This window comes from Pantoea sp. BS_8, from assembly GCF_041954965.1.
GTDB classification, from domain to species: Bacteria; Pseudomonadota; Gammaproteobacteria; order Enterobacterales; family Enterobacteriaceae; genus Pantoea; species Pantoea stewartii.
On sequence record NZ_JAVAXU010000008.1, the window covers coordinates 176,792 to 194,199 of the forward strand.

General features: G+C 53.6%; 20 protein-coding genes. 14 read left to right on the forward strand and 6 right to left on the reverse strand.

The annotated features are described in order from the left end of the window. Positions 1-36 precede the first annotated feature (36 nt). Together RAC65_RS15820 and ruvX are read left to right on the forward strand one after the other, a co-directional pair. Positions 37-600 carry a YqgE/AlgH family protein gene (locus RAC65_RS15820; RefSeq protein ID WP_033739653.1) on the forward strand — a complete coding sequence of 188 codons (564 nt, stop codon included), beginning with the start codon at positions 37-39 and terminating at the stop codon, positions 598-600. Continuing rightward, positions 600-1,016, forward strand: coding sequence for a Holliday junction resolvase RuvX (gene ruvX, locus RAC65_RS15825; RefSeq protein WP_006120852.1), 417 nt, complete (start codon positions 600-602; stop codon positions 1,014-1,016). The genes RAC65_RS15820 and ruvX overlap by 1 nt, the downstream gene beginning before the upstream one ends. Here the strand turns inward: ruvX and RAC65_RS15830 are convergent. Beyond that, positions 1,013-2,008 (reverse strand): type IV pilus twitching motility protein PilT, encoded by a 996-nt coding sequence (locus RAC65_RS15830; protein ID WP_039339279.1) that lies wholly within the window; start codon positions 2,006-2,008, stop codon positions 1,013-1,015. The genes ruvX and RAC65_RS15830 overlap by 4 nt on opposite strands. Positions 2,009-2,023: 15 nt before the next feature. Here RAC65_RS15830 and RAC65_RS15835 point away from each other — a divergent pair, with 15 nt between their 5' ends. The 4 genes from RAC65_RS15835 to hemW are packed head-to-tail and all read left to right on the forward strand — an operon-like array spanning position 2,024 to position 5,045. Continuing rightward, a complete protein-coding gene (locus tag RAC65_RS15835) occupies positions 2,024-2,731 on the forward strand; it encodes a YggS family pyridoxal phosphate-dependent enzyme (RefSeq protein WP_039339277.1) in 708 nt (235 codons plus the stop codon). 12 nt (positions 2,732-2,743) lie between these two features. Then, positions 2,744-3,298, forward strand: coding sequence for a YggT family protein (locus RAC65_RS15840; protein ID WP_375096871.1), 555 nt, complete (start codon positions 2,744-2,746; stop codon positions 3,296-3,298). A 21-nt stretch (positions 3,299-3,319) separates the two neighbouring features. Further along, a complete protein-coding gene (locus RAC65_RS15845) occupies positions 3,320-3,913 on the forward strand; it encodes an XTP/dITP diphosphatase (RefSeq protein WP_006120856.1) in 594 nt (197 codons plus the stop codon). Beyond that, complete coding sequence (gene hemW / locus RAC65_RS15850) at positions 3,906-5,045, forward strand: radical SAM family heme chaperone HemW (RefSeq protein WP_033739660.1); 1,140 nt, start codon at positions 3,906-3,908, stop codon at positions 5,043-5,045. The genes RAC65_RS15845 and hemW overlap by 8 nt, the downstream gene beginning before the upstream one ends. Positions 5,046-5,097: 52 nt before the next feature. On the opposite strand, the gene RAC65_RS15855 is transcribed toward hemW, so the two are convergent. Further along, entirely contained in the window at positions 5,098-5,832 is a 735-nt protein-coding gene (locus RAC65_RS15855; protein WP_039339294.1) for a GntR family transcriptional regulator, read from the reverse strand. A 456-nt stretch (positions 5,833-6,288) separates the two neighbouring features. On the opposite strand from RAC65_RS15855, the gene RAC65_RS15860 reads away from it, so the two are divergent. From RAC65_RS15860 to RAC65_RS15870, 3 genes are read left to right on the forward strand one after another with little or no spacing between them, the layout of a single operon-like run. Further along, positions 6,289-6,750: a PTS sugar transporter subunit IIA gene (locus RAC65_RS15860; protein WP_375096872.1), complete on the forward strand. Its 462-nt coding sequence runs from the start codon at positions 6,289-6,291 to the stop codon at positions 6,748-6,750. 25 nt (positions 6,751-6,775) lie between these two features. Then, on the forward strand, positions 6,776-7,045 hold the full coding sequence (locus RAC65_RS15865; protein WP_006120860.1) for a PTS sugar transporter subunit IIB: 270 nt from the start codon (positions 6,776-6,778) through the stop codon (positions 7,043-7,045). A gap of 44 nt (positions 7,046-7,089) precedes the next feature. After that, positions 7,090-8,466, forward strand: a complete 1,377-nt coding sequence (locus tag RAC65_RS15870; protein WP_375096873.1) for a PTS ascorbate transporter subunit IIC — start codon at positions 7,090-7,092, stop codon at positions 8,464-8,466. A gap of 57 nt (positions 8,467-8,523) precedes the next feature. On the opposite strand, the gene RAC65_RS15875 is transcribed toward RAC65_RS15870, so the two are convergent. From RAC65_RS15875 to melR, 4 genes are all read right to left on the reverse strand, one after another. Continuing rightward, positions 8,524-9,240, reverse strand: a complete 717-nt coding sequence (locus RAC65_RS15875; protein WP_006120862.1) for a DUF2884 domain-containing protein — start codon at positions 9,238-9,240, stop codon at positions 8,524-8,526. Positions 9,241-9,282: 42 nt separating this feature from the next. Continuing rightward, positions 9,283-9,609 carry a YggL family protein gene (locus RAC65_RS15880; protein WP_006120863.1) on the reverse strand — a complete coding sequence of 109 codons (327 nt, stop codon included), beginning with the start codon at positions 9,607-9,609 and terminating at the stop codon, positions 9,283-9,285. Continuing rightward, entirely contained in the window at positions 9,609-10,328 is a 720-nt protein-coding gene (gene trmB, locus RAC65_RS15885; RefSeq protein WP_033739664.1) for a tRNA (guanosine(46)-N7)-methyltransferase TrmB, read from the reverse strand. Before trmB ends, RAC65_RS15880 begins: the two co-directional genes overlap by 1 nt. Before the next feature lie 175 nt (positions 10,329-10,503). Further along, positions 10,504-11,439, reverse strand: a complete 936-nt coding sequence (gene melR / locus RAC65_RS15890) for a transcriptional regulator MelR (protein WP_006120865.1) — start codon at positions 11,437-11,439, stop codon at positions 10,504-10,506. Between the two features lie 252 nt (positions 11,440-11,691). Between melR and RAC65_RS15895 the strand changes: the two genes are divergently transcribed. The 5 genes from RAC65_RS15895 to mltC all read left to right on the forward strand — a co-directional run bounded on the left by RAC65_RS15895 (position 11,692) and on the right by mltC (position 17,281). Further along, a complete protein-coding gene (locus RAC65_RS15895; RefSeq protein ID WP_375096877.1) occupies positions 11,692-13,047 on the forward strand; it encodes an alpha-glucosidase/alpha-galactosidase in 1,356 nt (451 codons plus the stop codon). A gap of 83 nt (positions 13,048-13,130) precedes the next feature. Continuing rightward, positions 13,131-14,543 carry a melibiose:sodium transporter MelB gene (melB, locus tag RAC65_RS15900; protein WP_375096874.1) on the forward strand — a complete coding sequence of 471 codons (1,413 nt, stop codon included), beginning with the start codon at positions 13,131-13,133 and terminating at the stop codon, positions 14,541-14,543. Positions 14,544-14,791: 248 nt separating this feature from the next. Then, the gene (gene mutY, locus RAC65_RS15905) at positions 14,792-15,877 is read left to right on the forward strand and encodes an A/G-specific adenine glycosylase (RefSeq protein ID WP_375096875.1); all 1,086 of its coding nucleotides are present in this window, start codon (positions 14,792-14,794) and stop codon (positions 15,875-15,877) included. Further along, complete coding sequence (locus tag RAC65_RS15910; protein WP_006120869.1) at positions 15,877-16,149, forward strand: oxidative damage protection protein; 273 nt, start codon at positions 15,877-15,879, stop codon at positions 16,147-16,149. The genes mutY and RAC65_RS15910 overlap by 1 nt, the downstream gene beginning before the upstream one ends. 52 nt (positions 16,150-16,201) lie before the next feature. Beyond that, positions 16,202-17,281 carry a membrane-bound lytic murein transglycosylase MltC gene (mltC, locus tag RAC65_RS15915; RefSeq protein ID WP_033739669.1) on the forward strand — a complete coding sequence of 360 codons (1,080 nt, stop codon included), beginning with the start codon at positions 16,202-16,204 and terminating at the stop codon, positions 17,279-17,281. The last annotated feature ends 127 nt before the right edge of the window (positions 17,282-17,408 follow it).

Consider the following 17,408-nt stretch of genomic DNA (forward strand, 5'->3'; position numbering starts at 1 on the left):
TTTACGCACCGGTTATCTTTGGTAAAGCATGTGAGAATGAATTTACAGCATCACTTTTTGATTGCCATGCCAGCGTTGCAGGATCCCTTTTTCAAACGTTCTGTGGTCTACATTTGCGAACACAACGAAGAAGGGGCAATGGGGCTGATTATTAACAAGCCTATGGAAAACCTGACGGTTGAAGGCATTTTGAAAAAGCTCAAGATTGCCGAGGAAAACCGCGATCCGGCAATCAACCTGGATAAGCCGGTATTCAGCGGCGGCCCGCTGGCAGAAGATCGCGGATTTATCCTGCACTCTGCCCAGCGCACGTTTACCTCCAGCATCCGTGTCTCAGACAACACGGTGATCACGACATCACGCGATGTCCTGGAAGCCATAGGTACCGCCGATCAGCCCGATCATGTTCTGGTGGCGCTGGGCTATTGTGCCTGGGAAAAAGATCAGCTTGAAAATGAGCTGATGGAAAACGCCTGGCTGACCACCCCCGCAAACAGCAATATTCTGTTTCAGACGCCCATCGCTGAGCGCTGGCGCGAAGCGGCACGAAGCATCGGGGTGGATATTCACAATATGGCCAGCGATGCAGGTCACGCCTGATGACACATCAAACCTTGTTAGGCTTCGACTTCGGCACCAAAAGCATTGGCGTTGCCGTCGGGCAGCAGCTGACGGGCAGCGCCCGTCCGTTAAGTGCCCTCAAAGCACAGGACGGTACGCCTGACTGGCTGCAAATCGAAAAGTTGCTGAAAGAGTGGCAGCCAGATTTTGTGGTGGTGGGATTGCCGCTTAATATGGACGGCAGCGAACAGCCACTGACCGCGCGTGCGCGCAAGTTTGCCAACCGCTTACACGGGCGTTTCGGCATTCGCGTGGAGCTGCAGGACGAACGCCTCAGTACCGTTGAAGCCCGTGCGGGCCTGTTTGAGCGTGGCGGTTACCGTGCGCTGAACAAAGGGTCGGTCGATTCACAGTCAGCGGCCATTATCCTGCAGGACTGGTTCGACACTCACTAGCGAATGACCCCTTCAGCCTGACGGGCTGCGCGGCTCTGTTCGAATGTCTGCATCCCGGCCCGAGCGCCGGTTTGCAGAAGCGCCGGAATCTGATGCATTTTGCCTTCCCGAATCAGATTGACCACGGCACTGGTCGCCATCAATACTTCAAACAGCCCGGTCCTCTTCTCATCACAGGCTGGCACCAGTTGCTGCGCGATCACTGCGTTGAGGCTGCTTGCCAGTTGAGTGCGCACCAGATTTTTTTCTTCCGCAGGAAACACATCCACCAGCCTGTCTACCGCCTGCACCGCACCGCGCGTGTGCAGCGTGGCCAGCACCAGATGGCCGGTTTCTGCGGCAGTGAGCGCCTGACGAATGGTATCGCTGTCGCGCAGTTCCCCCAGCATAATAACGTCAGGATCTTCCCTGAGTGCGGCTTTCAGGCCCTGGCTGAAACTCCGGCAATGCACACCGACTTCACGCTGTTGAATCAGAGATTGCTGACTGTGATGGATAAACTCAATCGGGTCCTCCAGGGTCAGGATATGGCGGGCCTGCTGCCGGTTAATCGCATCCACCATTGCCGCGAGGGTGGTCGACTTACCGCTCCCCGTCGCCCCGGTGATTAATATCAGTCCGTCCCGTTTCTTCAGTAACGCCTGCACCCCTTCCGGTACGCGCAGATCGGTCAGCGTCGGGCATTCGCTGGCGATGGTGCGTAGCGCCAGAGACAGCCCGTTACGCTGCATAAACAGGTTGGCGCGCAGGCGCTGTCCCGCCGCCAGGGTCAACGCGAAATCCAGTTGCCCTTCCCGCTTAAGCTGCTGCTGCTGTTCGCTGTCCAGCCACACCGACGTAAACTGCGCCATCCAGTCAGGTGACAGCGCAGACCGATCGGGCAGCGGCTCCAGCCTGCCCTGACGCCGCCAGTACGGCAAATGTCCGCTACAAAGGTGCAGATCGGCAGCGTTATGCTTTACACTAAGCGCCACGATTTCATCCAGATTCATTGTGTTCTCCCGACTATGACTTCAATCCAGCACAACCTACAGCAAGTCCGCCAGCGAATCGCCGCTGCTGCAACGCGTTGCGGCCGGGCTCCCGAAGAAATTACGCTACTTGCAGTGAGCAAAACGAAACCTGCGAGCGCAGTCGAAGAAGCGGCGGCGGCGGGTCAGCTCGCGTTCGGGGAAAATTACGTTCAGGAAGGGGTTGAAAAGGTTCAGGCGCTGACCTCACATCCCAATCTGATATGGCACTTCATTGGCCCGCTGCAGTCCAATAAAAGCCGACTGGTGGCAGAACACTTTGCCTGGTGCCACACCCTTGATCGTCTGAAGATTGCACAGCGGCTTAACGATCAGCGGCCTGAACATCTGGCACCGCTCAATGTGCTGATTCAGGTAAATATCAGTGACGAAAACAGCAAATCTGGCATCATGCTGGAGGCCGTCGACGAACTGGCGCAGGCTATTGCCGCGATGCCGCGTTTGCGTTTGCGCGGGCTGATGGCGATTCCGGCACCCGAACAGGATTATCAGAAACAGCTGGCGGTATGCCAGCAAATGGCTGATGCATTTCACCAGTTAAAACAGCACTATAGTGATGTTGATACGCTGTCGATGGGAATGAGTGATGATATGGAGGCGGCGATTGCCGCAGGCAGCACCCTGGTGCGCATTGGCACCGCAATATTTGGCGCACGTGATTACACACAGCCTTCACAACAATAATTGAGGAACTTCATGTTAACAATGACGTTTTTGGTAAAAACGCTAATCGATCTCTACGTCATGGTGCTGTTGCTGCGCATCTGGATGCAGTGGTCACGTTGCGATTTTTATAATCCGCTTGCCCAGTTTGTCGTGAAGATCACTCAGCCGATTGTGAAACCGTTGCGTCGCATTCTGCCTGCGTTGGGTCCGATTGATACGGCTTCTCTGCTGCTGGCGTTTGTGCTCACTACGCTGAAATATCCGCTTCTGCTGCTGATTCAGGTCGGCGTGTTCTCTGTCGATCCCGCTAACTTGTTGGTCGGCCTGCTGTCGCTACTGAAATCCGCAGGTTATCTGGTGTTCTGGGTCATTATTATCCGTTCCCTGATAAGCTGGATCAGCCAGGGCCGCGGTCCGATGGACTATGTGCTGATTCAGCTGACAGAGCCGTTAATGGCGCCGATTCGCCGCATTCTGCCCGCGATGGGCGGCATCGACTTCTCCGCCATGATCGTCATTCTGGTGCTGTATGCCCTGAATTTCCTCGGCATGGACCTGTTCCCGGGTCTCTGGTATTTGCTGTAAATGAACCAAACTGGAACTGTTATGCAAAAAGTTGTTCTTGCCACCGGTAATCCCGGCAAAGTCCGTGAACTGGCGGATCTGCTCTCCGCCTTTGGACTGGATATCGTGGCGCAAACCGACCTCGGCGTTGAATCCGCCGAGGAGACCGGCCTGACCTTTATTGAAAACGCCATCCTGAAAGCGCGCCATGCCGCGCAGGTGACCGGGCTGCCCGCTATCGCAGATGACTCCGGGCTGGCCGTCAACGCGCTGGGCGGCGCACCGGGCATTTATTCAGCCCGCTATGCCGGTGACGACGCCAGTGACCAACAGAACCTGGAAAAGCTGCTTCAGGCGCTGGAAAGCACCCCGGACGGACAGCGTCAGGCCCAGTTCCACTGCGTGCTGGTGTATTTACGTCACGCTGCCGATCCGACGCCGCTGGTGTTTCACGGCGCCTGGGACGGCGAAATCACCCGCACCCCAGCCGGTGAAGGCGGCTTCGGCTACGACCCGGTGTTCTACATTCCGGCATTGGGTAAAACCGCCGCCGAGCTGACAAAAGCAGAGAAAGGAAAAGTCTCTCATCGAGGTAAAGCATTGACGCTGTTACTGGAAGCGATGCGTAATGCCTGATTTACCCCCGCTGAGTTTATATATCCATATTCCCTGGTGCGTCCAGAAATGCCCTTACTGCGATTTTAATTCTCACGCGTTAAAAGATGAGGTGCCGCACATTGAGTATGTGCAGCACCTGCTGCGCGATCTTGAAAACGATCTGCCGCTGATTCACGGACGTGACGTACGCACGATATTTATCGGTGGCGGAACGCCAAGCCTGTTAAGCAGTAGCGCGATGCAGATGCTGATGGATGGCGTACGCGCGCGCCTGACGCTGGCAGAAGGGGCGGAGATTACGATGGAGGCGAATCCAGGCACGGTCGAAGCCGACCGTTTCAGCGCCTATCAGCGCGCCGGGATTAACCGCATCTCCATTGGGGTACAAAGCTTTAGCCCGCAGAAGCTGGAACGTCTCGGTCGCATCCATGGTCCCGAGGAAGCGAAGCGCGCCGCGGCGCTGGCGCAGGGCCTGAACCTGCGCAGCTTTAACCTCGATCTGATGCACGGTTTGCCCGACCAGTCACTGACGGAAGCGCTGGACGATTTGCGTCAGGCGATCGCGCTTAATCCTCCGCATTTGTCCTGGTATCAGCTGACCATCGAACCGAATACGTTGTTTGGCTCACGTCCGCCTAAATTGCCCGACGACGATGCGTTGTGGGACATCTTTGAGCAGGGACATCAGCTGCTGACCGCTGCCGGTTATGAGCAATATGAAACATCGGCCTATGCCAAACCGGGATACCGCTGTGAGCACAACCTGAATTACTGGCGTTTTGGCGATTATCTTGGGATTGGCTGTGGTGCCCATGGCAAGCTGACCCAACCCGATGGCCGTATTGTTCGCACGGTCAAAGTGCGCCATCCGCGGGGTTTTATGAAGGGCAACTATCTCGATAAACAGTACGAGGTAGCAGACAGTGACAAGCCGTTCGAGTTCTTTATGAACCGTTTCCGGTTGCTGGAGCCTGCGCCACGCGCGGACTTCAGCCGCTATACCGGGCTGAATGAAGCGCTGATTCGTCCACAGCTCGATCAGGCTATTGCCGCAGGTTACATCACTGAAACAGCGGACATCTGGCAAATTACCGAGAAGGGCAAACTGTTTCTGAACTCGCTACTGGAACTGTTCCTGGCCGACGAGTAACGCGCTTCGGGTTCGGCGTGCAAACTGCGGCTGTATGAAGGAGGCCGAATCCTTATCCGCGCTCAGTATTCTGTCTCAGTTGCAACAACCGGGTATTGATGATGGCAATGTTCACCTCGCAGGGCATGCCATCATCCAGATAAACCGTCTCATTAATCTCCAGCGCCGCCTCATTCGCACTAAAATTCAGCAGTCTGAGTTGCTCACTGTCAGTCACGTTAATCGCATTAAGCTGCTGGTCGCGGCGCTGAATCTTTTTGCCGGTGATTTGTTCAATGTAAGAGTATTTCGAGATTTCCAGCCGGCCAAACTCCATGCTGCTGAACAGGCTGACAGGCAGGTGGATATATTCCAGCGCCACGGGAATATCGTCAAAGCACATCAGTCGAAGTATTTTGTATATCTGATCGCTGTTTCTGATACGTAACGCCTGCGCCATCTCCGGTCCGGGCACCTTGATGATGCTGGCAGTGAGCACCTTCCTGACCGCTTTATGGCCTTTTTTATGAGCCTGATAATCAAAGGGCGAAAGCGCATGGAACCGGCCGGCGTGATTGCTCTTGCCGATAGAACCGACAAACAGTCCCGACCCCTTCACGCGATAAATACGCTGCTGCTCAATCAGAATACGGGTTGCTTCCCGTACCGTCGCCCGGGTGATACCGATGTTCTTTGCTATCGCAATTTCGGTATCCAGCTTGTCGCCCGGCAGCAGTCCGTCCTGCATGATCTTGGTCAGAATATAGTCGACAACCTCTTTTTGTTTCTCTGTTATGCCATCGAACATCACGCTGTTCCCGAATAGTAAGCCCGTGCCTGCGGTGCGCCGCCGCATCGCCTGTATGCCTGATTTCCGTCACTGCGTATGAGTGGGACAGAAACCAGTGTGATCCAGCTAACGATTTTGCACTCCAGTGTCGCCTGTCCAGCCAGAATTGATTCTTGCATATTGTATCTGTACAGGTCGAGGTGCATCATCAAGATGACTAGACACATTAAACATGTCTATACGTATAAATAAATTTGTGCAACAGGCAATTGTCAGAACTGACGCCTGCTTTAGCAATAAAAGTCATTACTAATCAAATAACTGGTTTTGACTTTTTATCTACCCTGACGTGTGTGGAAGAGAATCAGGAAAAACAAACAGGTTGACCGCCTGAAAAAGGCTAAAAGCTGACTGTACATCTTGCAATGACAAGCAGCTTGCATGCTGGCCCAACTTTTTTATCCAGGACACCGTATGGCAAATCTTACCCAATGGCTGAATGCTGAAAAAATTCAATACATTGATTGCGTTTCCGACTGGAAAGAGGCGATTCAGGTCACCGGTAATCCTCTCTGCCGTGAAGGCGCTATTTCGCAGGATTACATTGACACCATCGTCCGGCTCAAAGAAGAAACCGGCCCCTACTTCGTGATCGCCCCCCGAATCGCGATGCCACATGCGCGTCCTGAACAGGGCGCGAAGAAACTGGGCTTGTCCGTCGTGAAACTGGCAACCCCTGTCAACTTTGATGCTGATGAAAACGATCCTGTCGACATCCTTTTTATGTTCTCGGCCCCTGACAGCAACAGCCATATTGAGATGATTTCGCAGCTGGCTGAAGTGCTGACAGACGAGGACATCATGCAACGCGTTTATCACGCACAAAGCCAGCAGGAACTGTGCACGGTTCTGCTGGCAGACGACCTTATCAGTTAACAATTTCAAATAAGAAGAGGTAGTTATGAAAATTATGGCAGTGTGTGGTTCAGGCCTGGGAAGCAGCTTCATGATGGAAATGAACATCAAAAAAGTGCTTAAAGCAATTGATATGACGGCGGAGGTCGAACATGCCGACCTCGGCTCGGTGACGCCGGACGTCGCAGATGTATTCGTGATGGCAAAAGACATTGCCTACAGCGCTAATCTGCCCCCGGAAAAAGTCATTATCATCAACAACATCATCGACCTGAAAGAAGTTGAGCAGAAAATTCGCGACTACTTCAACAAATAACACCGTTATCCCCTTTGATAAGAACACTTACCGCTGAGGTTATTATGTTTATACAAAACCTTTTACTGGTAGTTGTCGATGTGCTGAAAGTCCCTTCGATTCTGGTCGGGTTAGTCGCGATGTTCGGCCTGATCGCGCAGCGCAAGCCGTTGCCGGATGTGATAAAGGGAACGGTAAAAACGATTCTGGGCTTTTTAGTGCTGGCAGGCGGTGCCACCGTTCTGGTGGGCTCGCTGACGCCGCTCGGCGATATTTTTAAGCACGCATTCAACGTTCAGGGCATTATTCCTAATAACGAAGCGATGGTATCCATCGCGCTGGCGAAATACGGCGCGCCTACCACGCTGATTATGGCGTTCGGCATGGTGGCAAACATTACCGTCGCCCGCTTTACCCGCCTGAAATATATTTATCTCTCTGGCCACGTCACCTTCTATATGGCCTGTATGATTGCCATTATTCTGTCCGTTGCCGGTTTTGAAGGTGTGCAGCTGATTTATACCGGTTCGCTGACGCTGGGCATGCTGATGGCCTTTTTCCCGGCCCTGGCTCAGCCCTATATGCGTAAAATTATCGGTCACGATCAGGTTGCGCTGGCTCATACCGGCACGGTGGGTTATGTCCTGTCAGGCTGGATAGGCTCTATAGTGGGCAAAGGTTCAAAGTCCACCGAAGAGATGAACATGCCCAAAAACCTGAGCTTTTTGCGCGACAGTACCATCTCCATCTCTCTGACCATGATGATCATCTATTTTATTTTGTCCGTCTCGGCGGGCAGAGAGTATGTTGAAAGTCAGTTCAGCCATGGTCAAAACTATCTGGTGTATTCGTTTGTGCAGGCCATTACCTTTGCTGCCGGGGTCTTTATTATCCTGCAGGGCGTGCGCTTAATTCTGGCGGAGATTGTACCGGCCTTTACCGGGTTTTCAGAGAAGCTGGTGCCCAGCGCGCGTCCTGCTCTGGACTGCCCTATCGTGTTTCCCTATGCGCCCAATGCCGTTCTGGTCGGCTTTATTTCCAGCTTTATCGGTGGACTCGTCGGGTTGTTTATCCTTGGGCAGCTGCACTGGGTGCTGATTTTGCCCGGCGTGGTGCCGCACTTTTTCTGCGGGGCGACGGCGGGCGTCTTTGGCAATGCGACGGGCGGCAAGCGGGGTGCGATGATTGGCGCCTTTGCACACGGTATTCTGATTACCTTCCTGCCGGTTGCGTTACTGCCTGTGCTGGGTGCGATTGGTCTGACGAATACCGCATTCTCAGATACGGACTTTGGCGTGACAGGGATTCTGCTGGGTAACATGGCGAGGTTCCTCGATAAAGGCACCATTACCATGATTATTACGGGCATCTTTGCGCTGCTGGTGATCTATAACTATGTCGCCGGTAACAAGACCGTGACCAAAGAAGCTAACAGCGACTGAGACCTAAACGGGGCTGATGATTCAGCCCCTTCTTGACAGGGCAGGACATAAAACGGGTTAGTTAAATGATTTAACCAGCGTTTTACGGTCTTTTTCCAGCGAGATAACCCGGTTACAGACGTCTTTACCAAACTGCTGGAAGTCCGTTTCCTGATTATTCCATTCGCTCTGAATGGCGTTCTGCAGACCACCAAGGTTACCCATCAACCCCTGCAGCCCGCTGCCGCCACCGTTGGTCATGGCTTTCGTCCCCATCTCATTAATGCTGTCCTGCAGGATACCGCCCATCGCCTGATTCACCAGTTGCTGCCCATCGGCACGAACCTGATCGATCGCCTGGTGATGGAACGTCAGTCCGTCACTGCGATGTTCAATAATGCGGTTCATCTGGGTTTTTAACTGGGCATTCAGCGTGGCTAGTCGGCTGTGCAAGCGGCTTGATTCCCCTACCTGCTCAGTGATGATCTTATCCAGCGCCAGCCGACCTTTCTCCAGACGGGAGGTGGCACCGTTATCGATCCACGGCAGATCGCGACGTAACGCATTTTGGTAATTAATGGCCTGCTGACGACTGGCGGCGTTCATCGTGATTTTTTGCCCGTTGAACTGCACATCGCCCTGCGGCGAAATCACAAGATTGCCGTTTGCGCCAACGACCTGAACGTTTTGTGGGCTAATGACCACATCATCCTGTGGTTTAACGCTGCATTCCCAGGCCGCCTGGGCCTGCGTTGCCGCCAGCAAGAGGCCAGCGACCAGCACGTTACGAATCATACGTTCTCCCTGTCTGGGTGTGAAAGCGACATCGCTGGTAACTTAGTCCCACCAGACGTCAAAGAGTTCGGTCACCTTTACATCCAGTAACTGGCGATCTTCCAGCCATTTACGTACCAGCTCGCGATGTTCCTCGGTACATTTACCGGTTTGCTGCAGGCAGATTAGCCCTTCCCAGGCCAGATAGCCGCTGCCGTCATAAGCCAGGCCATTGGGATCGATCGCTTCGTTAATAAACTGATTCAGCGTTTCGTCGATAACCTCTTCAGAGGTGCCGTCCGGGAAGCGCCAGGCTACGGAAAAGCCCAGCTCCTGAAACTCATCAATATGCAATTTTTTACGTAAACGACGGCTGCGTTGTGTGGCCATTATTTCACCCTCTCAAACATTAAATCCCAAACGCCATGGCCCAAACGCTGCCCGCGCTGCTCAAATTTGGTCAGTGGACGCGTCTCAGGACGCGGCACATACGTATTGTCTTCAGACAAGTTTCGGTAACCCGCGATGCTGCTCATCACCTCAAGCATATGCCCGGCATAGGCTTCCCAGTCGGTCGCCATATGGAACACACCGCCCAGTTTCAGTTTACGCATCACAAGCTCGGCAAACGGCACCTGCACGATACGGCGTTTGTTGTGACGGGCTTTATGCCACGGATCGGGAAAGAACAGCTGAACCATGCGCAGTGAATTATCCGGGATCATTTTCTCCAGCACTTCCACCGCATCATGACACATCACCCGCAGATTGCTGACATTGGCCTCTTTCGCCGACGCCAGGCAGGCTCCCACGCCGGGCGCATGCACTTCAATGCCCAGGAAGTTTTGATGCGGATTATTTTGCGCCATGGTGACCAGCGACGCGCCCATACCAAAACCGATCTCCAGCGTGACAGGCGCATCGCGCCCAAACAGCGCGGGCAAATCAATGGGCTCTGGCTGATATTCAACACCCATTTCCGGCCAGTAGTTGTCCAGCGCCTGCTGCTGGCCTTTGGTTAAGCGGCCCTGGCGGCGCACAAAACTACGAATCCGACGCAACGGGCGTCCATTTTCATCATATTCTGGGGTGATGACGTCATTAATCATGTTGAAGCCTGCTGGTTAGCCTGTTCAGGGAAACGGGCATTATGCAAAGTTCAAAAGCAGAAGCAAGCCTTTGCCACTTTCCGCGCGCACCCGGCGTGTTTTGACATGCGTTTTCCTGCCTGAGTGTAGAGTAATGCAAGAAAATTGCCTGGGAGGCTGCTGGCCGGAAACAGAATTATAACGTCATGGTCTGCCGCCGTTGCTGACTGAGCTTGCGGTACTGTTGTGGCGACATGCCGACATACCTGGCAAAGGTGCTGTAAAAGCGACTACTGGAACGGAAGCCGGCCGTCAGCGCCACATCCAGCACGGTAATATCGGTATCGCTCAGCAGCGCCCGGACGTGGTTAATGCGCATCGCGGTAATGTACTGTTTTAGCGTAAGCTGCATGACGCGTTGAAAGATACCCATGGCATAGTTTGCATTAAGCTTGACGTGCTCTGCGACGTCATTGATTGTCAGAGCCTGGTCATAATTGTCGGCAATATAGCTCAGCATCTGGCTGACATAAAACTGCGCATGGCGCGACACGCTGTTTTTGTGTGTCCGCGACGTTTTGTTCACCAGCACAGGCTGCCACCCTGACAGACTAAAGCGTTTAAGCATCAGGCCAATTTCATCCACAGCAAGCTGGCGAATCTGTTCATCCGGGCTGTTCAGTTCCTGCTGCCAGCGCTGCACTTCAAAGGCGCTGAGCTGCTGTTTTGCCACAGACTTAATCACCATGCCATGTGTGACATGATTGATGAGTTCCCGGTCGAGCGGCCATGACAGAAACAGATGCATCGGCAGATTAAGGATAGCCATGTTCTGGCAGTTACCGGGCCGGGTAAGCTGGTGCGGTGTACAGGCCCAAAACAGCGTGATATAGCCCTGCTTAATCTGTACGACTTCATTATTGATTAAATATTCCACGTCCCCGTCGAACGGCACATTGACCTCAACCTGCCCATGCCAGTGACAGCTGCTCATCGCCAGCGGCCGACGCAGTTCGATATCCATACGTTGATATTCGGAATAGAGCGACAGCGGGCTGCGGGTTTGCTTTTCGTCACTGCTGCACATATGCGGATCGGGCGGCAGCGTGGCAACGGGCTGTAATGTCGTCATGATTCTCTCCTGAATTATCAGAACCCCGCCCAGCATGCCCGCGGAGACGGCCATAAACAGCATTGGATTCCCTATACTAAGCGCTCTTCCAGACCAGATACTCTTCTTTTTACGTTAATTTATCCCAAAAACTCAGATCTGTTCGTTGCCAGCATCTGATCTGAGTTTTTGGGAATGCTCATCCGATAAGACGGAAGTTTTCGCCCGCACAGCGTGCCACCATGAGATTATCCCACCCTGTCATGGAGCGTTCTGATGTCTGCACCCAAAATTACCTTTATTGGCGCGGGTTCCACTATCTTCGTCAAGAATATCCTTGGCGATGTCTTCCATCGCGATGCGCTAAAATCGGCCCATATTGCCCTGATGGATATTGATGCAACCCGGCTTGAAGAATCCTATACCGTCGTCAGTAAACTTATGGATTCCGCGGGCGCGGCTGGCCAGATTACCTGCCACAGCGAGCAGAAAGCGGCCTTAGCGGATGCGGATTTTGTCGTGGTCGCCTTTCAGATAGGCGGCTATCAGCCCTGTACCGTCACCGATTTTGAGGTCTGTAAACGCTATGGTCTGGAGCAGACCATAGCCGATACGCTGGGCCCCGGCGGCATTATGCGCGCCCTGCGCACCATCCCGCATCTGTGGCAGATTTGCGAAGACATGACGGAAGTCTGCCCGCATGCCACCCTGCTTAATTACGTCAACCCCATGGCGATGAACACCTGGGCAATGTATGCGCGCTATCCCCATATCAAACAGGTTGGGCTGTGCCACTCGGTACAGGGAACGGCGGAGGAACTGGCCAACGATCTGAATTTAAATCCTGCCGATCTGCGTTACCGCTGCGCCGGGATTAATCATATGGCGTTTTATCTGACGCTGGAGCGTAAAACCGCTGACGGCAGTTACGTTGATCTCTATCCCGACCTGCTGGCGGCCTGGAACGCTGGCCAGGTGCCGAAGCCCAACCTGCACGGCAATACGCGCTGTCCCAACATTGTGCGCTATGAAATGTTCAAAAAGCTGGGCTATTTCGTCACCGAATCCTCAGAGCACTTCGCAGAATATACGCCGTGGTTTATCAAACCAGGCCGCGAAGATCTTATTGAACGGTATCAGATTCCGCTGGATGAATATCCCAAACGTTGTGAAGAACAACTGGCGGAATGGCGAGCAGAACTGGCACGTTACCGTCGCGCCGAACGTATTGAAAGCAAACCCTCACGTGAGTACGCCAGCACGATTATGAACGCTATCTGGACCGGCGAACCGGCGGTCATTTATGGCAACGTGCGTAATGATAGCCTGATCGATAATCTGCCGCAGGGATGCTGCGTGGAAGTCGCTTGTCTGGTCGATGCCAATGGGATTCAGCCCACCAAAGTCGGCACGATTCCGTCACATCTGGCCGCCATGATGCAAACCAATATCAATGTGCAGACACTGCTGACCGAAGCCATTCTGACTGAAAACCGCGATCGGGTTTATCACGCCGCCATGCTGGATCCGCATACGGCAGCGGTATTAAGCCTTGATGAGATCTATGCACTGGTGGACGAACTCATCACTGAGCACGGCAATTGGCTGCCCGCCTGGCTTCATCGTTAATTCTTTGTCGCCGGATGCTATGTCCGGTCGCGATTCTACGTCATAACAGTGAGCGGGCGCTGGCAACAGCGACCCGGCAACCGATGAGCATTTCGATAACGACAAAACTCAGTTACGGATGTGGTGCGTTTGGAAAAGACTTCGCGATTGGCATTGTTTACCTCTACCTGATGTATTACTACACCGACGTGGTGGGATTATCGGTTGGCATGGTCGGCACGTTGTTTTTAGTCGCCCGGATCTGGGATGCGATTAACGATCCCATTATGGGATGGATCGTTACCATTACACGTTCTCGCTGGGGGAAATTTAAACCCTGGATTTTAACTGGCACGCTGACAAACTCGCTGGTGCTGTTCGCGTTATTTAGCGCTCACCTGTTTGAAGGGACGACACAGCTGGTTTTTGTCTGGGTCACCTACATTCTGTGGGGAATGACCTATACCATAATGGATATTCCGTTCTGGTCACTGGTACCGACCATTACGCTGGACAAACGTGAGCGCGAAGAGCTGGTGCCCTGGCCACGCTTTTTTGCCAGCCTCGCCTCCTTTGTCACGGCCGGCATTGCGCTACCGTTTGTCAGTTATATCGGGGGCGACGATCGCGGCTTTGGCTTTCAGATGTTTACCCTGCTCCTGATCGTGTTTTTCATCGCGGCAACCCTCATCACGCTGCGTAATGTTCATGAGGTTTATTCATCAGACGGCGCGCAGACCCAGGACGGCGGCCGGATGGGACTGAGCGCGATCGTCGGCCTTATCTACCGCAACGATCAGCTTGCCTGCCTGCTCGGTATGGCGCTGGCCTATAACATTGCGGCGAATATCATTACCGGTTTTGCGATTTACTATTTTACCTATGTGATCGGCGATGCCAGTCTCTTCCCTTACTACCTCTCCTATGCTGGCGCGGCGAACCTGGCAACACTGGTTCTGTTCCCCAAATTAGTGAATCTGCTGTCACGCCGGATACTATGGGCGGCGGCGTCTGCCCTGCCGATTCTGAGCGGCGGTGTGCTGTTCGCTATGGCATTAGCAGGCAGTCACGCGACATCCTTAATCGTTATTGCCGGGATTTTATTCAATACCGGAACGGCGCTTTTCTGGGTGCTTCAGGTAATTATGGTGGCGGATACCGTAGATTACGGCGAATACAAACTGCATGTGCGCTGTGAAAGCATTGCCTATTCGGTGCAAACCATGGTCGTTAAAGGCGGCTCTGCGCTGGCGGCTTTCTTTATCGCTGTCGTGCTGGGCATGATTGGCTATCTGCCCAACGTCAACCAGTCGCAGGAAACCCTTGCTGGCATGCAGTTTATTATGATCGTGCTGCCCGCTGTCTTTTTTGCCCTGACGCTGCTGCTCTATTTCCGTTTCTATACACTGAACGGCGACATGCTACGGAAAATTCACATCCGCCTGCTGGATAAATACCGTAAGCCACCGGAAAAGGAAGCGGTGCCGATCGCAGCAACCAAAGAGATAAAAATTTAAACGCGAAGCCCCGACCCGGGGCTTCTGTTTTAAGTCTGACTTTCGGCTATGCCCGAAAACGAGAAACAACCCGTGTTTTATCAGCAACATTTCCATCGCCTTCTTGTGTGTAACCGGCCTTATCTGACAACCGGGCGTCAGTGGCCACCAGAAAGAAACAGGCCTTTGCAATCTTCAGGTTTACTCTCAGTGGCGCTTATGCTGGAATTCCCACCTGAATGTCGCGTAATCACGGAAATATCCCCTTTATGATGCAAGCCCCGCAGTTCGCGCAACAGGTGCTGGACTGGTATCAACGCTTTGGCCGCAAAACCCTGCCGTGGCAGTTAGAGAAAACACCTTATAAGGTGTGGCTGTCTGAAGTGATGTTACAGCAAACCCAGGTCGCCACCGTTATCCCCTATTTTGAGCGCTTTATGGCGTGCTTTCCGACCGTCAGCGATCTGGCCGCCGCGCCGCTGGACGAAGTGCTGCATCTCTGGACCGGTATGGGTTACTACGCGCGTGCGCGTAACCTGCACAAAGCCGCCAAACAGGTGGTTGAGGTGCACGGCGGCGAGTTCCCGCGCAACTACGATGACGTCGCCGCGCTGCCCGGCGTAGGCCGCTCGACAGCGGGTGCGATCTTATCGCTATCGCTGGGCCTGCACTTCCCGATTCTGGACGGTAACGTGAAACGGGTTTTGGCTCGCTGTTACGCAGTGGCTGGCTGGCCGGGCAGGAAGGATGTTGAAAAACGGCTGTGGCAAATTAGTGAAGACGTGACGCCAGCCGAGGGCGTCAGTCAGTTTAACCAGGCCATGATGGATCTGGGCGCCATGGTTTGCACCCGCTCGCGCCCGAAATGTGAAATCTGCCCGCTCAGCGATGGTTGCGAAGCCCGCGCGACGAACAGCTGGGCAAACTATCCGGGCAAAAAACCTAAGCAGACGTTGCCTGAACGCAGCGGCTGGTTTTTGATGATGCAAAACGGCGACAATGTCTGGCTTGAACAGCGTCCGCCGGTGGGTTTATGGGGCGGTTTATTCTGCTTCCCGCAGTTCACCAGCGAAGACGATCTGAACGCCTGGCTGTCGACGCGCGGCATCCATGCCAAACCGCAGCAGCTTACGGCATTTCGTCACACCTTCAGCCATTTTCATCTGGATATCGTTCCCATGTGGCTTTCATGGCCTTCTGCCGGGGCATTAATGGATGAAGCTGGCGGTCTCTGGTATAACTTAACGCTGCCGCCATCTGTGGGATTAGCCGCACCTGTAGAGCGTCTTTTACACGAACTGCGCCATCCCCAGCCGTTGCCTGTGGGCGACGGTGAGATTAATGAGGAAGAGTAATGAGCCGCACCATTTTTTGTACTTTTTTACAACGCGACGCTGAAGGGCAGGATTTTCAGCTCTACCCTGGCGATCTGGGAAAACGCATTTACAATGAAATCTCGAAAGAAGCCTGGCAGCAATGGATGGCTAAGCAGACGATGCTGATCAACGAGAAAAAACTCAATATGATGAATCCCGACGATCGCAAAGTGCTGGAAAAGGAAATGATCAATTTCCTGTTCGAAGGTAAAGACGTTCATATTGAAGGCTACACGCCACCCGAAGCATAACTTTATTGGCCTCCGTGTTGAGGCCGTTTTCCAGGTCAGGCACGTATTTTAGATGAATAAAAAGCTGATAGCCCTGCTGGTGATTGCCCCCCTTTTGGTGTCCTGCTCCGGTAAAAAACATCCGGAATATTCAGAGGAATGGGTCAAAGATACCAACGGATTTGACATTCTGATGGGGCAATTCGCCCATAACATTGAGAACATCTGGGGTATCAATGAGGTCCTGATCGCCGGACCGAAAGACTACGTTAAATACACCGACAATTATTACACCCGCAGCCACATCAACTTTGAAAGCGGGAACATCACCATTGAGACCATTTCCGGTACCGATCCTGCCGCCAGTCTGCGTCAGGCGATCGTGACTACGTTACTGATCGGCGACGATCCGGGAAATGTCGATCTCTACTCTGATGCTAACGACATTCAGATCAGTAAAGAGCCGTTGTTGTACGGACAGGTGCTGGATAACACCGGTCAGGCGATTCGCTGGCAGGGACGTGCTCAGGCCTTTGCTGACTACTTGATTGCCAATAAACTGCAACGCCGTACGTCCGGCCTGCATGTGATCTACTCGGTCACGATTCCGATGGTGCCAAACCATCTGGATAAGCGTGCGCATAAATATCTGCCTATGGTGCGTAAAGCCGCCGAAGAGTACGGTGTAGATGCGTCTCTGATTCTGGCTATTATGCAGACCGAATCCAGCTTTAACCCCTACGCAGTCAGCCATTCTGATGCGCTCGGCCTGATGCAGGTAGTGCAGCATACCGCCGGTGTGGATGTATTCCGCATGAAGGGCAAATGGGGCAAACCGAGCCGCAGCTATCTGCTGGATCCCGAGAACAACATTGATGCCGGTACTGCCTATCTGTCGTTGCTGCAGAGCAACTATCTGGCCGGTATTCAGGATCCGGTTTCACGCCGCTATGCGGTTATCACCGCCTATAACGGCGGCGCCGGTAGTGTACTGCGCGTGTTCTCCAGCGATAAAGATCGTGCCTTTACCATTATTAACAGTATGTCGCCGGGTCAGGTTTATCAGACGCTGTCGAAGCAGCATCCGTCGGCGGAATCGCGGCGGTATTTGTATAAGGTGAGTTCGGCGCAGCGGAGTTATCACAGGTATTGATTTGGCGGGGTTCCGCTCAGCAGGTGCTGCGGGTTGCTCTGAGCGGGTTCCTCCCGCCAGGTGGTGGGGGCTGCGGGTTGCTCTGAGCGGGTTCCGCCCGCCTAGTGGCGGGAGCTGCGGGTTGCTC

Excerpts from the sequence above, each read along its gene's own strand:
- RAC65_RS15860 (WP_375096872.1), top strand. The coding sequence starts at position 6,289 with ATGGCAAATCTTACCCAATGGCTGAATGCTGAAAAAATTCAATACATT.
- melR (WP_006120865.1), bottom strand. The coding sequence starts at position 11,439 with ATGACGACATTACAGCCCGTTGCCACGCTGCCGCCCGATCCGCATATG.
- RAC65_RS15845 (WP_006120856.1), top strand. The coding sequence starts at position 3,320 with ATGCAAAAAGTTGTTCTTGCCACCGGTAATCCCGGCAAAGTCCGTGAA.
- melB (WP_375096874.1), top strand. The coding sequence starts at position 13,131 with ATGAGCATTTCGATAACGACAAAACTCAGTTACGGATGTGGTGCGTTT.
- RAC65_RS15855 (WP_039339294.1), bottom strand. The coding sequence starts at position 5,832 with ATGTTCGATGGCATAACAGAGAAACAAAAAGAGGTTGTCGACTATATT.
- RAC65_RS15870 (WP_375096873.1), top strand. The coding sequence starts at position 7,090 with ATGTTTATACAAAACCTTTTACTGGTAGTTGTCGATGTGCTGAAAGTC.
- RAC65_RS15840 (WP_375096871.1), top strand. The coding sequence starts at position 2,744 with ATGTTAACAATGACGTTTTTGGTAAAAACGCTAATCGATCTCTACGTC.
- mutY (WP_375096875.1), top strand. The coding sequence starts at position 14,792 with ATGATGCAAGCCCCGCAGTTCGCGCAACAGGTGCTGGACTGGTATCAA.
- RAC65_RS15880 (WP_006120863.1), bottom strand. The coding sequence starts at position 9,609 with ATGGCCACACAACGCAGCCGTCGTTTACGTAAAAAATTGCATATTGAT.
- RAC65_RS15865 (WP_006120860.1), top strand. The coding sequence starts at position 6,776 with ATGAAAATTATGGCAGTGTGTGGTTCAGGCCTGGGAAGCAGCTTCATG.
- RAC65_RS15910 (WP_006120869.1), top strand. The coding sequence starts at position 15,877 with ATGAGCCGCACCATTTTTTGTACTTTTTTACAACGCGACGCTGAAGGG.
- RAC65_RS15830 (WP_039339279.1), bottom strand. The coding sequence starts at position 2,008 with ATGAATCTGGATGAAATCGTGGCGCTTAGTGTAAAGCATAACGCTGCC.
- RAC65_RS15820 (WP_033739653.1), top strand. The coding sequence starts at position 37 with ATGAATTTACAGCATCACTTTTTGATTGCCATGCCAGCGTTGCAGGAT.
- RAC65_RS15835 (WP_039339277.1), top strand. The coding sequence starts at position 2,024 with ATGACTTCAATCCAGCACAACCTACAGCAAGTCCGCCAGCGAATCGCC.
- RAC65_RS15875 (WP_006120862.1), bottom strand. The coding sequence starts at position 9,240 with ATGATTCGTAACGTGCTGGTCGCTGGCCTCTTGCTGGCGGCAACGCAG.
- mltC (WP_033739669.1), top strand. The coding sequence starts at position 16,202 with ATGAATAAAAAGCTGATAGCCCTGCTGGTGATTGCCCCCCTTTTGGTG.
- ruvX (WP_006120852.1), top strand. The coding sequence starts at position 600 with ATGACACATCAAACCTTGTTAGGCTTCGACTTCGGCACCAAAAGCATT.
- trmB (WP_033739664.1), bottom strand. The coding sequence starts at position 10,328 with ATGATTAATGACGTCATCACCCCAGAATATGATGAAAATGGACGCCCG.
- hemW (WP_033739660.1), top strand. The coding sequence starts at position 3,906 with ATGCCTGATTTACCCCCGCTGAGTTTATATATCCATATTCCCTGGTGC.